This is a genomic window from Streptomyces fungicidicus (genome assembly GCF_003665435.1).
Lineage (GTDB): Bacteria > Actinomycetota > Actinomycetes > Streptomycetales > Streptomycetaceae > Streptomyces > Streptomyces fungicidicus.
In genome coordinates, this window is the sequence record NZ_CP023407.1 from 36,434 (window position 1) to 48,927 (window position 12,494).

Here is a 12,494-nt window from a genome sequence, read left to right on the forward strand (position 1 = left end):
GGCATGTTGCCCCCGCATGACTTCACGCGTAAAGTGAATCTAGCAGAAGATGACTTCAAGCGCAAAGTGATGGCGGGGTCTTCCCGAGAAGCGGGCAGCCCCAGGAGGAGGGTTCGTGAGCGACACCGTCGAGCATGAGGGTGACGGGGAACTGCGCTGGCTCAACGGCCAGGAGAAGGCGGCGTGGACGGGGTTGATCTCCCTGGTTCTGCTGCTGCCGGGCAAACTGGAGTCGCCGCTGCGGGAGGAACATGGCATCACCTTGTTCGAGTACCTCGTGCTCAGCCATCTCTCCGAGGCCCCGCGACGCCAACTGCGGATGGGTGAGCTCGCCTTCCTCGCCAGCGGATCGCTCTCCCGGCTGTCCAACGTCATCAAGCGGTGCGAGCAGCGCGGCTGGGTCGTCCGGGCCCCCGACCCGGCCGACGGGCGTTACACCCTTGCCGAACTCACCGACGCCGGTTTCGACATCGTGCGACAGGCGGCACCCACACACCTGCGCGCCGTACGCGGTCTCGTCCTCGACTCCCTCAACACCGCCGACCAGAAGGCCCTCGCCCGCATCGCGGAGAAGATGCGCATCGTCCCCGACGACTTCGCCTGAGGCCCGCTCCGCGTGACGACCTCGGACGAGGTGTTCGGGGTCCGCCGTCCCGCCAGTCGCCTGACACAGGCGGGATGCACGGTGCCGGCCGGCGAATGACCCCGGGCAGGCCGATTGGCGCAGCCTGCTCCGGGTCACCGTTGCATCTCCCACAGGCCATGGCCGCGTGGAGCGGTGTGACGGGCGCGGACTCAGGTGATTACCGCCATTCCCTGGTGGCTCGACTTCGCCGCATCCGCCGTCATCCGGCAGACCTGCTTCATGCATCCTGGACCACGCGTCGGCCGACGCCGATACTTTCCTCGTCGAGCCGCTTCGGCCCGCAGGCGCGCCGACCGGGCGCCGTTCAGGGACCGACGACGGGTCGCCGGGCGTGGGTCTGTACGGTGAGCGGTGTAACTCCCGAGCTGGAAGCGACAGTTCATGACTGACGTGACGAGTGGCACCGAGGCCGGGAAGGCCGCTGTGAGTGGGAGGAACGCGGTGGATGACGGGCTGGTGGCCGAGCTGGTGGCCCGGGCCCAGGCTGGTGGGGCGAAGCTCACCGGGGAGGATGGCCTGCTGCAGCAGCTGACCAAGCGGGTGCTGGAGTCTGCCCTGGAGGGCGAGCTCACCGATCATCTGGGACACGAGTCCGGTGAGCGGGCCGAGGGCGGCCGGGAGAACTACCGCAACGGGCACCGCTCCAAGACGGTGATCACCGAGTCGGGGCCGGTCGAGATCGCGGTGCCCAGGGACCGGGCCGGGTCCCTCGAGCCCCAGTTGGTCAAGAAGCGGCGTCTGGGCGGGGGGACGAGATGGTCCTGTCGCTGTCGGCGAAAGGGCTCACGCACGGGGAGATCTCCGCGCATCTCGCCGAGGTCTACGGCGCGGAGATCTCCAAGTCCACGATCTCCACGATCACCGACAGCGTGATGGCCGGCATGACGGAATAGCAAAACCGTCCGCTGGACAGCTTCTACCCGGTCGTCTTCATCGACTGCGTGAACGTGAAGGTCAGAGACGGACAGGTCGCCAACCGGCCTGTCTACATGGCGGTGGCGGTCACCGCCGAGGGGCACCGGGACATTCTGGGCCTGTGGATCGGCGACGGCGGGGAGGGCGCGAAGTACTGGCTCCAGGTCCTGACCGAGATCAAGAACCGCGGTGCGGCCGATGTCCTGATGCTGGTCTGCGACGGCCTGACCGGCCTCCCGGACGCCGTGAACACTGTCTGGCCTGCGACGATCGTCCAGACCTGTATCGTGCACCTGCTGCGGAACAGCTTTCGTTACGCGGCCCGGCAGGACTGGGAGAAGATCGCGAAAGCGCTCAGGCCCGTCTACACCGCTCCGACCGAGGAGGCCGCGCTGGAGCGGTTCGTGGAGTTCACCGACGCCTGGGGCGGGAAGTATCCGGCGATCGTCCGGCTTTGGGAGGCGGCCTGGGCGGAGTTCGTTCCCTTCCTCCGGTTCGACGTGGAGATCCGCAAGATCGTCTGCACCACCAACGCGATCGAGAGCATCAACGCGCGGATCCGCAAGGCCGTCCGGGCCCGGGGACACTTCCCCACCGAGCAGGCCGCCCTCAAATGCGTCTACCTGGCCTTCATGAGCCTGGACCCGACCGGCACCGGACGCAAACGCTGGACCATGCGTTGGAAGGCCGCACTCCAAGCCTTCGACATCACCTTCGTCGGCCGGCTCACCGCCGGCCGACGCTGAAGAAAACCGACCGAGTTCCACCGTTCGCTACACAGACCCCCCTCATGCGCTGTCACGGTTACTGGACCACGAGGCCGGTCCGGTCTGCCGCCGTGTGTGTCACGCAGGGCCCGTCGGGTGCGGGCACGCGGTCTCCAGGTTCAGGTCCAGGAAGTGGGCCGAACAGGAGATGCACGGGTCGTGGTTGCGGATGACGCGTTCGCACAGCCGGGTGAGTTCGGCCTCGGCATCCTGTCCGCGGTCGAGTGCGGCCTGGACGCTCCGGCGCAGGTCCTCCTCGATGGCGCCCTGGTTCTGGGCGGTCGGCGGAATGATGCGGGCGTCGGTGACACGGCCCTCGCCGTCGAACGCGTAACGGTGGTAGAGCAGACCCCGGGGTGCCTCCGTGGCACCGTGCCCTACGCCGCTGCGGGCGGGCACGGGCACGTACGGGCTGGCGGGCCGCTCGTACTCGGTGATGATCCGCAGGGCTTCCTCCACGGCGTAGAAGACCTCCACGGCGCGGACCAGGATGCTCCGGAAGGGGTTCCTGCACACCGTGCCCGGGCCGGTGCCGTCTCGGCCCTCGCGCAGCGGGGGATCGTCCAGTCCGGCCGCTGCTGCTGCTTCCAGCGCGGTCGGTGAGAGCAGGTGACCGCTCACGGCGTAGCGGGCGAGGGAACCGGTGAGGTGCCGGCGTCCGTCGAGACGCGAGTGGAGAGCGGTGGAATGGGGCACCTGCGTTTCCGTGACGTGGTCGCAGAACGTCCGGAGGGGGAAGCTCCAGGCAGGGTGTGTCGCGTCGTACGGGACGACGGTGGGCACACCGGACTCGATGGCGTAGGTGCCCGGCTCGGCCAGGGCGAGCAGGTCGGCCTCGCATTCGGCGTCGGGGAAGTCGAAACCTGCCACCCACTGGACGGTGTCCCAGGCGTCGTCGAGGGCGACGCGCAGACGCTCCGCGAGGGGGCGGAGCTCGGTGCGGGTGGGAGTGCGGTGGAAGCCGCCGAGGCGCACGCTGACGGGGTGGACGGCCCGTCCCCCGAGCAGCTCGACGACGGCGTTGCCGGTCTGCTTCAGCCGCAGTCCCCGCCGCACGTGGGCGGGCTCGGACCGGGACATGCCGATCACGTCGTCGTGGCCGAGGAAGTCGGGTGCGTGCAGCAGATAGATGTGGAGCGTCTGGCTCTCGATCCATTCTCCGCAGTACAGCAGGCGTCTCAGCCGGGCGAGCCGGCCGTCGACGTCCACACCGCACGCGTCCTCGACGGCCCGGCAGGCGCTCAGCTGGTAGGCGACGGGGCAGATCCCGCAGATGCGGGAGGTGAGGTCGGGGGGTTCGGTGTGGGCCCGGCCCCGGAGAAGGGCTTCGAAGAACCGCGGGGCCTCGTAGATGCTGAGCCGGGCCTCGGTGACGGTACGGTCGTGGATCCGCAGGCGCAGCGCGGTCTCTCCCTCGACGCGCGTGAGCGCGGGAACGCTGAGGATCCGGGAGGTGTCCGGGGACTGGCTCATCCGGGTCCTTCCTCCTCCACCGCGGTGAAGGCGGTCACGTTGAAGGTGTGCAGGTACCTGGCGATGTCCGCGTCGTCCATGCCGTCGCGGTGCATCAGCGGGACGAGCGCGGGGAGGTTCGTGGTGTCGGCCGGTCCGAAGCAGCCGTAGCAGCCGCGTCCGTAGGTCGGGCAGAGCGCTCCGCAACCCGCGTGGGTGACGGGTCCCAGGCAGGGCACACCGTGGGCGACGGTGACGCAGACGTTGCCGCGCCGCTTGCAGGAGAAACAGACGGAGTGGTTCGGGATTGCGGGTTTCCGGCCGGCGAGGAACGCCGTGACGACTTCCAGGAGCTGGCCTCGGTCGATGGGGCAGCCCCGCAGCTCGAAGTCGACGGGTACGTGCGCGGCGATGGGCGTGGAGGTCGCGAGGCTCTGGATGTAGTCGGGGCGAGCGTAGACGGTGGCCAGGTATTCCTCGATCCCGGCATAGTTGCGCAGTGCCTGCACACCCCCCGCGGTGGCGCAGGCGCCGATGGTGACGAGATACCGGGATGCGGCGCGGACTCGCCGCACGCGTTCCAGGTGTTCGGGCGTGCTGACCGACCCCTCGACCAGGGAAAGGTCGTACGGGCCGGAGGCGACCGCGCTGGAGGCCTCCGGGAAGTGGGCGATGTCCCACTCGTCTGCGAGGCCCAGCAGTTCGTCCTCGCAGTCGAGGAGGGTGAGCTGGCAGCCGTCGCACGAGGCGAACTTGAACACGCCGAGCCGGGGGCGGGATGGGGCGGGGGGAGCGCTCATCTCACAGTTCCCTCACGGTGAGCAGGGGTTCGGCCAGGTCGTAGCCGACCACCGGGCCGTCCCGGCACAGCAGCAGGGGTCCGAGCTGGCAGTGTCCGCAGTGGCCGGTGGCGCAGCGCATCGTGCGTTCGAGGGAAACCTGTACGTGGCTCGGGCGCACACCTCGGCGGATCAGTTCACGGGCGGTCGCACGGATCATGACCTCCGGGCCGCAGAGGAAGGCAATGGTCCTCCCCGGCCGGAACCGGGCCTCATGGACAAGCGTCGTGACGACTCCGACCCTGCCGCCCCAGTCGTCGGAAGGACGGTCGACGGTGACGGCGCTGAACGGCTTGCCCCAGGCGGGGAACTCGTCCTTGAAGAGGAGGTCGTCGGGGGTCCGGGCACCGGCGAGGACGTTCAGCCGCCCGAACCGGTACGGCTGGGCAAGGACCGTGTCGATCAGGGGCCGCAGCGGCGCCAGGCCGATACCGCCCCCGATGACGAGCAGGTCACGACCGCGGGCGGCCTCGATGTCCCAGGGCGTACCGAAGGGCCCGCGCACTCCGACGAACGCGCCGGCCGTAAGCCCGCACAGGGCACGCGAGACAGCTCCGACAGCGCGCACCGTGTGCGTGAGCCGGCGGCCGCCCGGGGCCCTGGACAGGGACACGGGAATCTCGCCGACGCCGAACGCGTACAGCATCGCGAACTGGCCCGGCGCGAACACGTCGACCGGCTCCCCGGCGGGATCCAGCACGAACGTGACCGTGTCGTGGGTCTCCTCCCGGCGGTCCACCACCCGGTAGGGACGAGGGATCAAAGACATGACGCCGGCCCGCCCGTGGACGGTCCGTACAGATCGAGCAACCGAGTGCGGGTCGCACGGAGCCGGTCCCCGATGGTCTCCGCGACGAGGGTGACCAGCGCCAGGCCCAGCGCCGGGCGTTCGACGCACAGGGCACGTACCGCGGGCGCGTCGAACTCCCAGGCCACAACCGGGGTTCTGGTCTCGGCACCGAGGTGCCACTGCCGAGGCGGGCACAGCCATGACCAGCCGAGCAGATCGCCCGTGCCGATGGTCTCGACGACCGCGCGTCCACGACCGGGCACGTGGACGTCGAGCGCGACGGTGCCGGAACGGATGATCCAGAAACGGTCAGCCTCGCCGCCCTCCTCGAAGATCCGCGTGGCGGCGGGGAACGAGGCGTCGCGGGCGAGATCCATCATCGGCTCGCGGTGCTCCGCGGGCAGCGCGGCAAGCAGGCCCGAGCGAGGGAGACCGGCCGTGCGGGTCACGGCGCGGCCTCGTTCCGCGACGCCTCCCGGTGCAGCGCAGCGGCCTCCTCGGTGAGGTCGATGCCGGTGGGACACCAGACGATGCAGCGACCACAGCCGACGCAGCCGGAGCTGTCGAACTGGTCGTGCCAGGTTCCCAGTTTGTGCGTGAGCCACTGGCGGTAGCGGCTGTGCGGGGTGGCCCGTACCGGGCCGCCGTGCAGGAGCGAGAAGTCCAGGTCGTAGCAGGAGTCCCAGCGGCGCCACCGCTCGGCGTGGTCGCCCGTGAGGTCGGTGACGTCCTCGGTGGTGGTGCAGAAACAGGTGGGACAGACCATGGTGCAGTTGCCGCAGCTCAGGCACCGGGACGTCACGTCGTCCCAGCGTTCCGCCTCGAGGCTGTCCCGCATCAGGGAACGCAGGTCCACCGGGGGCATGGAGCGGCCCATGTGCTCGGCGGCCTCCCGTACGGCCCCGGCCGCGGCAGCCCGCACGGCCTCGTCGGCGCTGCGGCGCGGGAGTTCCGCAAGCACCTCGGTACCCTCCTCGCTCCCGCTGCAGCACAGGAAGCGGTGGCCGGAGTCATCGACGAGTTCGGTGAGCGCGAGATCGTACCCGGCGTCCGCGCCGGGTCCGGACCCCATCGACACACAGAAGCAGGTGGCTCCCGGATCAGTGCACTCGACCGCGACCAGGAAGGCTCCCGTCCGCCGGGAGCGGTACTCGGGGTCCTGGTAGCGGCCACCGACCATGACCCGGTCCAGAATGCCGATGGCCCGTAGATCGCACGGCCGTACGCCGAGGAACGCGTAGGAGACGCTCCTCGGTTCCTCCGGGCGCACGACCGGTCCGCTCACGGGATCCCGGTCCACCGTCCATTGCCGGACGCGCTCGGGGTGCAGATACGTCTTCCACGACTGCGGCCCCGCGCTGTGCGCGAAGGCCGCCCCATCCGGACGGCGGCAGATCCGGTAGTGCCCCGCCTCCAGTTCGACCCCCCAGCCGTAGGGCAGCTCATCCGCGGAGTCCAGTTCGTCCAGGACGATCGCCCCGTCGCGCACGGTCGGGCCGATCACGGTGCGACCGCGCCTCTTGAGGGCACGCACGAGCGCGTCGAGTCCGCCGCGGTCGAGCACCGCCTCCGCCCGGTCGCCGGAGTCCGCTCGGTCGTCTTCGCGGTCGTTCATCCGCCTGTCCCTCGTCTCCGCGCGCCGCGTCACCGTGCCGTGCGCTGAGGGATGGGGCCCACCCTGACCCGAGCACCGTTGCACGGAGTGTCGCTGTCCGTGGACAGAGTGTCAGGCCGCTGGGGCCCATGCCCGGATCTGGGCGGCGTGTCATGCCCGACTGGTGTGCTCCCACGCCCGAACGGCCGGTGCGCCACTCAGTCGGCGTGGTGGCCGCTCGACGACGGTCCGCCACGCTCCTCGAGGTCGGCCATGATCCGTCCGGCCAGCCGGGGCACCGCGTGCGCCACCTCCGGGGTCAGTCCGAGGCCCGGTGAGTGGTCCGCTCCCTCCACCGCGTACAGAACGAGACGGTGCGGAAGGCTGCCGATGCTCTCACCCAGCCGTAGGGCTTCGGCGAGGCCGAGCCCGTGGGTGCTGTGCCGTCCGGCGCCGGCACGCAGAACACCGGCGGGGTCGTCGCACCATCGGGCCGTCCGCCCGGGACGCGCCGAAGGGGGAAAACAGGCGTCGACGACGACCGCGAGACCGACGTTCTCCCACAGCGCGATCAACCGGCCCGGTTCGCCGTCGGAACGCGCGAGGACGGTGTCCACCGGCAACCGGCACCTCATGCCCTGCTCTCCCAGCAGCGCAACCACGGCCCACCCCACCCCGTCGTCGCGGCGGAACTCGTTGCCGATCCCGATGACGACCGTACGGGCCAGCGGCTTCATCGACCTGCTCCATTCCCTCGGCGGCTGCTGGGACGCGGCCGAGCGGTCGGCGGGCATGTCCCCGCAACGAAGGGTGGGTGGGTGAAGTCATACGCGTGCTGGTCGGCGGGGCTGTCTGGTGAAGATCGTCGGTCAGCGGGCAGCCTCGTGCCAGTCGAGGAGCATCCGAGTGCGACTACCAGGCTGGCTGTGCACGCTTGTGTCCGACGGCCTCTTCGAACCCCGGGGGGGCTCACCCACAGGCTCACGTCGTCCACGCCCTCGGGTTCCTCGACGAGGAGAGCTGCGGCGTTGTCCAGGTTGAGCCATGCCTGCCAGCGGTGGCCGCTGGTGTCCAGGCCGGCGCAACGGTCCATTCGACCAAGGCGAACAGGTCCTCGTCCGCCCAGACACCCTGCTCCAATGGAACATCCTCGTCGAATACCAGCGCACCCTACGAGCGATCACTGACATCACCGCGGGGCGGCGTGGGGGCAGGACGGGGGCAACTCTGCGGACAGGCAGTGCCGTTGTCCCTATGGTGGGTGGTGAGGGACGGTCGGCGCTCGATGAGGGTTCGCGTACGCGGCCCCCGTCGGACAGCCGAGCGGGAACACCACTTATCACGTCGTGAGGGGACGGCATGACGGCGACAGCACCAGCGGGCGGGACACCGGAACCTCGGCCGCGCCCCGCCGGGAGCAGCGAGGGAAGCACCAGTGCGAGACCGGAACGGCAGAACGGAAGTCCGGACGGGACCTCACCGCACGCCGCGGTGCCGCCCCCGCCAACCCGGCCCCCGGACATGCCGCCTCCGCCTCCGGCGTCCCCCGGCGCGGGCAGCGGGGTCGACGACGACCTGCGGACGGTCCTTCCCGAAGCGCTCGGCGTGCCCGCCGGAGCATCCCGGCGCAAGAGGAGGCTGTGGTTGACGGTGGCGGCGGTGAGCGCTGTGCTGGGAGTTCTGGCTGGGGCGCTGCTGGCCTACGCCATGATCGGGCCGAGCGTCACCAAGGAGAACGACTCCAACAAGGCGTACGACGCCTCCCAGCCGCCGTTCACGGTGTCGGTGCAGCCCGAGCAGAGTGAGCCCCAGCAGTGGGCGATGGTGCTCGACCGGACGCTGACCGACGAAGAGATCCGGAAGATGAAGGCCAGTTCGGACGTCTTCTCCTACCTCAAGTCCCTGGGCGGCCGTCCGCTCGCCTACGCGCCGTCGCTGGAGCACGCTCCGCAGCGGTACCGGGAGCAGCAGGCGTCCAGTGGGGGCACGGAGTTCTCGGACACGCTCAAGATGACCGTGATGAGCACACGGCAGTACGCGGTGACCATCAACGACTGGAAGGTCACCGACCTCACGTGCCGGGAAAGTACCGCGCAGGCCGTCGTCGGCCTTCCGCCGCAGGGCGGGGCCGCCTACGAGGGTATCCGGCTGCACCTTCCGCCCCGCGCCGACGAACCGGTGCTGACCGACGACACCGAAGGACAGGGCGAGCCCTATTTCGAGAACCGCTTCGTCGAGGTCGGCAACGGCCAGTCCTCGGGCGGGCTCCGGGCGGAAGTCATCGCGCCGCGGGGACAGATCTGCGAGTGGGGCGTCCAGGTCCACTACAACGACACCTACCGGCCGGAAGGACGGTGGGTCCAACTGAAGGATGACAAGGGCCAGCCGCTGCGCATCCGTACGGAGTCGGTGCCCGAGAACCCCCGGCAGAGCTGGGTCTTCGGGTCCATGCCCTGGACGTCGTGTGACGACATGCCCGAGGAGGCGCAGTGTTACGGGCTCTGACGGGCAAGGCCGCGGTCCTGGCCGCCGTGCTGGCCGTCCTGGGAGTCCAGGGGTGCGGTTCCTCTCAGCCCGCGGAGGAGGAAGGGCCGGAGCCGGGTCCCTCGGCGCCCTACTGGGGCAACCGCGGATACACCCTTCCGAACAGTCCGTTCACCCGCGAGGACACGGTCGTTACCGTCACGTGCAGCATGGGCGCACGGTACGCCGGGGTCAACGTGCAGGCATGGGATCCCGAGCGGTGGGAACTGCGCGAGACGCGGGGCTTCTTCATCCCGGTCGACGCCGCGTTCACCAACTACCCGGACGTCAAAAACGTCAACAGCCCTCTCGTGGATCTCTGCGGAGTGAGTTCGGACAGCCCGTCGCCCTACGCCGTGGACGATCTGGAGTACCTGACTCCCCGGGTCCGTGCCCTGTTCGACCTGGCGTACACGCGTATGGCGGTGGTGCTCCGGGACGCGGAAGGCAGGGCGACGCACGCCGGCTACGTGGAGAGCGAAGGCAACGCCGACGACTTCGTGCGCCTGAGCGACGCGGAGGGCGACGACGAGCAGAACGCCGTGATGGCGCCCGACGGGCGCAGCGTGTGGTTCACGTACATCACCGCCGACGGTGAGCGCAGGATCGGCTCCCGGTCCACGGAAGGGGAGCACCGGCTGTCGGACGAGGGCCCTGCGATCGGGCACGACCTCCCCCTGACCGTTACCGGAAAGCCGCCGCGCGCCGTCCAGGCCAACATGGTCCACCTCGCTCCCGACGGCCGCCGCCTCACCGCGACCGCACCGAAGATCTACGGGCACATCTTCCACACCCGGGATTCCTCGGGCCCGCTCAACGCGGCGTCGGGCCGCTCCGCCAGGCTGCTCAGCGGGTGCGTCGGCATCGTGGGCTGGGTCGCGGACGAACGGGTGCTGTGCCGCACCCAGTCCGGCAATTTCCGGACGGTGGACGCCCGTAGTGGCCGCGCTGAGGGGAACGCCGTCGCCGCGATCCGGGAGGACGACGGGAGGGTCACCGAGGGGATGGTGGTCTCGGCGGACGGTGAGAAATTCATCGTGTCCGTTCACTTGCCCAACGACCGCTCGGGGCGGCCGTTGGGTCTGGGCGACTTCCGGGTGGTGTCGACCTCGGGGGAAGGGGTCGCGGTTCCTGTCTCCGCCGATTCCTTGACCAGCGACACGGTGTTCCTGGAGTGGCGCTGAAGCACGCGGGTGCGGGTGTACAGGCGGGGGCTGTACGGGGGAGGGCGAGCGCTCGGCTCCGGTGAGGAGTAGCGGGCTGAAGAGGAGCGAAGGCCGCGGCCGCGGTGCGTGCACCGCTGGGGCAAACGCCCAGTCGACCGTGACCGCAATCCCCTGTCCGAATGGCCTCCTGCAGGGGCCGCGAGCCAGCGGTCAGTGGATGGTGTTACGTTCCGCGGCATGACCGATCATGCGCTACGGCTGCTGCGGCAGGACCGCCGTCTGGCCGAACTGGCCGCCCTCCCTTTCGGCTTCGACCTCGACCGCGCAGCCCACGGTCATGTCGAGGAGGTCCGCCTCGCCTCGGGCGGGCCGCTGGAGACGGTGGCCGGGGACGACGCCGGCGGCACGTACTTCGTGTGCGCGGACGGCTCGGTGCTCTACGCCGACTCGGAGGGCGCTGCGGGGATCATCGGCTCCAGTGTCGACGAGGCCCTGGAGCTGGTGATCGGCCTGCCCGGCTGGCGCGGCTGCACACGTCTGTCGCCCGACGACGGCGAGGAGAAGATCCTGGCGTGCGTCGCGGAGACCGAGGACGAGATCCGTGAGTACTACGGAATCGACGAGGAGCGGGCCGAGCTCCGTGCGGCGCTGGGCTTCCCTGACCGCTCCCCGGTCGAGCTGGTGGGTAGACTGCGTGCGGCACTGATGCGCACCGAGCCGGACTTCGTGCTGCTCAACGCGGATGAGGGGTGCGCCTATGACCGGTTGGGTCCGGCCGGGCCCCCGCTGTGGGAGACCGTGCTCGCGGCGGGCCGCGCCAATCTCGCCCGCCTGCGGGAGGGCGACCACGCGGCATGGCGTGAAGTCGCCGAGGACCCGGTCCGCCGCCGGATCACCCTGCGGGCCGCGCAGTTCGACCGGGTCGAGGGCGATCTGGAACTGCTGCGGCACCTGCTGCGGCACGAGACACGGTCCTCGATGACGGACGAACTGCGGCTCGCGGCCTTGCTGGTAGGGCTGCGCGGGGACACCGGAGATCTGCCGCTGCTGCATGAGGTCCGGGAGACGGACTTCGACACGGCGTGCGGCCTGGGCGGTATGCCGGAACCGGGTGCGAGCGCGGACGAGTTGCGGCAGTGGGCGCGGGAGCTCGACGAGTCGATTTTCGGGACGGACCCGTCGGACGAGCCGGTCTCCACATGGACCGACCTGGCACGGGACCAGGGGATGACGGAACTCGCGCGGGTGACGCTGATCCGCGAACTCGACAGAATCTTCATGGACCAGAGCGCACTCCGCCGCCCCGATGCGCCCCGCACCCTGGCCACGGCTCCGCTGAGCGGGCTCGCCCGGGACTTCGAGGAACTCGGCGACCTGCCCCAGGCGCTGCGCGCCCAGCGCCTGTACGCCGCCCTTCAAGAGAAGGGGTGGGACCGGGTCTCGGCTGGGTACACCCTCGCCCGCCTGGAGCGGGAGGCGGACGAGCTGTCGCAGGCGGTGGACAGCCTGGCCGCCGTGCGCGACGTCCTGGCCACCCCGGGCGACGACTCACTGGGCTATTGGCAGCAGGTCAACCTCGGCCGCTTCATCGCCGAGGAGCACTACCGGCTCACCCTCGCCCTGGCCGACGCGCACCGCTCCGAGGAGGCCCGTGCCCTCCTCGTCGCCGCCGACGCCGTACTCGGCGAGCTCTCGGACAACGCCGCCAAGGGCGTCCGCGAGCTCGCCGAGCGGACCGCTGCCCGGGTGCGGGAGGTCGACTGAGAAGAGGCATGGTGGGCGGCCGGCCCGCCGGCAAGCGG

General features: G+C 70.2%; 10 protein-coding genes and 1 pseudogene. 5 read left to right on the forward strand and 6 right to left on the reverse strand.

Annotated features, from left to right (window positions below):
• Positions 1 to 115 precede the first annotated feature (115 nt).
• Together CNQ36_RS00170 and CNQ36_RS00175 are read left to right on the forward strand one after the other, a co-directional pair.
• Positions 116 to 604, forward strand: a complete 489-nt coding sequence (locus CNQ36_RS00170) for a MarR family winged helix-turn-helix transcriptional regulator (RefSeq protein WP_121544410.1) — start codon at positions 116 to 118, stop codon at positions 602 to 604.
• A gap of 423 nt (positions 605 to 1,027) precedes the next feature.
• Positions 1,028 to 2,307: pseudogene (locus CNQ36_RS00175) on the forward strand (IS256 family transposase).
• Positions 2,308 to 2,406: 99 nt separating this feature from the next.
• Here CNQ36_RS00175 and CNQ36_RS00180 read toward each other — a convergent pair.
• From CNQ36_RS00180 to CNQ36_RS00205, 6 genes are all read right to left on the reverse strand, one after another.
• Positions 2,407 to 3,801, reverse strand: a complete 1,395-nt coding sequence (locus tag CNQ36_RS00180) for a Ni/Fe hydrogenase subunit alpha (RefSeq protein WP_121544411.1) — start codon at positions 3,799 to 3,801, stop codon at positions 2,407 to 2,409.
• Entirely contained in the window at positions 3,798 to 4,580 is a 783-nt protein-coding gene (locus tag CNQ36_RS00185; protein ID WP_121544412.1) for an NADH-quinone oxidoreductase subunit B family protein, read from the reverse strand. The genes CNQ36_RS00180 and CNQ36_RS00185 overlap by 4 nt, the downstream gene beginning before the upstream one ends.
• A gap of 1 nt (position 4,581) precedes the next feature.
• The gene (locus tag CNQ36_RS00190) at positions 4,582 to 5,388 is read right to left on the reverse strand and encodes an FAD/NAD(P)-binding protein (protein ID WP_121544413.1); all 807 of its coding nucleotides are present in this window, start codon (positions 5,386 to 5,388) and stop codon (positions 4,582 to 4,584) included.
• Positions 5,379 to 5,789: a cyclic nucleotide-binding domain-containing protein gene (locus CNQ36_RS00195; protein ID WP_121548299.1), complete on the reverse strand. Its 411-nt coding sequence runs from the start codon at positions 5,787 to 5,789 to the stop codon at positions 5,379 to 5,381. Before CNQ36_RS00195 ends, CNQ36_RS00190 begins: the two co-directional genes overlap by 10 nt.
• A gap of 65 nt (positions 5,790 to 5,854) precedes the next feature.
• The gene (locus tag CNQ36_RS00200; protein WP_121544414.1) at positions 5,855 to 7,024 is read right to left on the reverse strand and encodes a 4Fe-4S dicluster domain-containing protein; all 1,170 of its coding nucleotides are present in this window, start codon (positions 7,022 to 7,024) and stop codon (positions 5,855 to 5,857) included.
• 197 nt (positions 7,025 to 7,221) lie between these two features.
• Complete coding sequence (locus CNQ36_RS00205; RefSeq protein ID WP_121544415.1) at positions 7,222 to 7,740, reverse strand: hydrogenase maturation protease; 519 nt, start codon at positions 7,738 to 7,740, stop codon at positions 7,222 to 7,224.
• A gap of 922 nt (positions 7,741 to 8,662) precedes the next feature.
• Here CNQ36_RS00205 and CNQ36_RS00215 point away from each other — a divergent pair.
• The 3 genes from CNQ36_RS00215 (at position 8,663) to CNQ36_RS00225 (ending at position 12,456) form a co-directional block, all read left to right on the forward strand.
• A complete protein-coding gene (locus CNQ36_RS00215; protein ID WP_228312875.1) occupies positions 8,663 to 9,508 on the forward strand; it encodes a hypothetical protein in 846 nt (281 codons plus the stop codon).
• Between the two features lie 188 nt (positions 9,509 to 9,696).
• Positions 9,697 to 10,710 carry a hypothetical protein gene (locus tag CNQ36_RS34980; RefSeq protein ID WP_228312876.1) on the forward strand — a complete coding sequence of 338 codons (1,014 nt, stop codon included), beginning with the start codon at positions 9,697 to 9,699 and terminating at the stop codon, positions 10,708 to 10,710.
• A gap of 219 nt (positions 10,711 to 10,929) precedes the next feature.
• A complete protein-coding gene (locus CNQ36_RS00225) occupies positions 10,930 to 12,456 on the forward strand; it encodes a hypothetical protein (RefSeq protein ID WP_121544417.1) in 1,527 nt (508 codons plus the stop codon).
• Positions 12,457 to 12,494: the final 38 nt, after the last annotated feature.

Excerpts from the sequence above, each read along its gene's own strand:
- CNQ36_RS00205 (WP_121544415.1), bottom strand. The coding sequence starts at position 7,740 with ATGAAGCCGCTGGCCCGTACGGTCGTCATCGGGATCGGCAACGAGTTC.
- CNQ36_RS00185 (WP_121544412.1), bottom strand. The coding sequence starts at position 4,580 with ATGAGCGCTCCCCCCGCCCCATCCCGCCCCCGGCTCGGCGTGTTCAAG.
- CNQ36_RS00195 (WP_121548299.1), bottom strand. The coding sequence starts at position 5,789 with ATGATGGATCTCGCCCGCGACGCCTCGTTCCCCGCCGCCACGCGGATC.
- CNQ36_RS00200 (WP_121544414.1), bottom strand. The coding sequence starts at position 7,024 with ATGAACGACCGCGAAGACGACCGAGCGGACTCCGGCGACCGGGCGGAG.
- CNQ36_RS00180 (WP_121544411.1), bottom strand. The coding sequence starts at position 3,801 with ATGAGCCAGTCCCCGGACACCTCCCGGATCCTCAGCGTTCCCGCGCTC.
- CNQ36_RS34980 (WP_228312876.1), top strand. The coding sequence starts at position 9,697 with ATGGGCGCACGGTACGCCGGGGTCAACGTGCAGGCATGGGATCCCGAG.
- CNQ36_RS00190 (WP_121544413.1), bottom strand. The coding sequence starts at position 5,388 with ATGTCTTTGATCCCTCGTCCCTACCGGGTGGTGGACCGCCGGGAGGAG.
- CNQ36_RS00225 (WP_121544417.1), top strand. The coding sequence starts at position 10,930 with ATGACCGATCATGCGCTACGGCTGCTGCGGCAGGACCGCCGTCTGGCC.